Here is a 1371-nt window from a genome sequence, read left to right as displayed (position 1 = left end):
GAGGACGTTGACGCGTCGTCGGGCGAGGGCGAGTACGGCCTGGACGTGCTTCTTGCCCTCGGCGCGTTTGCGGTCGTAGAACCTCCGCGAGTTGGGATCGCAGCGGATGCTGATCAGTGCGGAGGTGTAGAAGACACGCTGGAGTCTTCGGTGGTAGGTGACCGGCCGGTGGAGGCTGCCGCTGACCTTGCCCGAGTCGCGAGGCGCGGGGGCGACGCCGGCGAAGGCTGCCAGGGCGTCCGGGGAGTCGAAGTCGTCCAGGCTGCCGCTGACGGCGGCGAGGAACTCCGCACCGAGCACAGTGCCGACCCCTGGGACGCTTTCGACTATGTCGGCGAGTTCGTGCTCGCGAAACGGGCCCTCGATGAGCTTGTCCATCTCGGAGATCTGCTCGTTGAGGGCCATCACCTCCTGGGCCAGGGAGTGGACCAGCTTCGCGGTGGTCTTCTCCCCGGGGACGGCGGTGTGCTGGCGCTCGGCGGCCTCGACCGCCGTTTCCGCCAGGGGCCTCGCGTTGCGGACCTTGCGGTTGGCCAGCCACTTGGTCAGCCGTGCGACTCCGGCGCGGCGGATCGCGGCCGGGGTCTGGTAGCCCGTCAGCAGCTTGAGCGGGCCGGTGTTGGTCACGTCCAGGGCCCGCTCCAGGGCCGGGAACATGCCCAGCAGGGTGCCGCGCAGGCGGTTCACCACGCGGGTGCGGTCCTCGACCAGGTCGGCCCGGCGTCCGGTCAGCAACTTGAGCTCGATGGCGGCTTCGTCGCCAGGGCGGATGGGTCGCAGGTCGCGGCGCATCCTGGCCTGGTCGGCGATCACGTAGGCGTCGCGGGCATCGGTCTTGCCCTCGCCGCGGTAGCCGTCGGATGCCCGGTTCACCAGGCGGCCGGGGATGTAGAGGACCTCCTGGCCGTGGTTGACCAGCAGGGCCAGCAGCAGGGCGGGTTCCCCGCCGGTCATGTCGATGGCCCAGGTGACCTGGCCGTCATCGGCCAGGTCGAGGACGTCACCGATCAGCTTCAGCAGCTCGGGTTCGTCGTTGGCGACCCGCCGCGACAGCAGGGTCTTGCCGTCGGAGTCCAACGCGAGGCCATGGTGGTGTCCCTTGCCGCTGTCGATCCCCGCCCATATCCGGCTCATCATGCTCCTGACGTGCTGGTTCGTGCTGTTCGTGCCACGGACGACCTCGCCGGCATTGCTCTACACAGCGACCTGTTCGCACTTCCTAATCGGCGGCCGAGTCGTCGTGGGGTACTGAGCGGCGAAGCCACGCAAGCCACGAGACGGCAGCCGACTGATAGCCACACCCAGCACCCCTGGGCGACCCAACCCTACGAATGGCTCGATCAACCCGATCAAGAAGGTAGAGCCGACTGA

At 68.5% G+C, this 1371-nt stretch carries 1 protein-coding gene; it reads right to left on the bottom strand.

Annotated elements, in window-relative coordinates; translation table 11 throughout:
• On the bottom strand, positions 1–1134 hold a 1134-nt coding region (locus ACIHFB_RS45830), incomplete at its 3' end, for an IS110 family transposase (RefSeq protein ID WP_400130036.1).
• Positions 1135–1371: the final 237 nt, after the last annotated feature.

Origin of the sequence: Streptomyces sp. NPDC051963, assembly GCF_044593495.1 — a bacterium.
In the GTDB taxonomy this organism is placed as follows: domain Bacteria; phylum Actinomycetota; class Actinomycetes; order Streptomycetales; family Streptomycetaceae; genus Streptomyces.
This window is presented reverse-complemented; position numbering and strand designations above follow the sequence as displayed.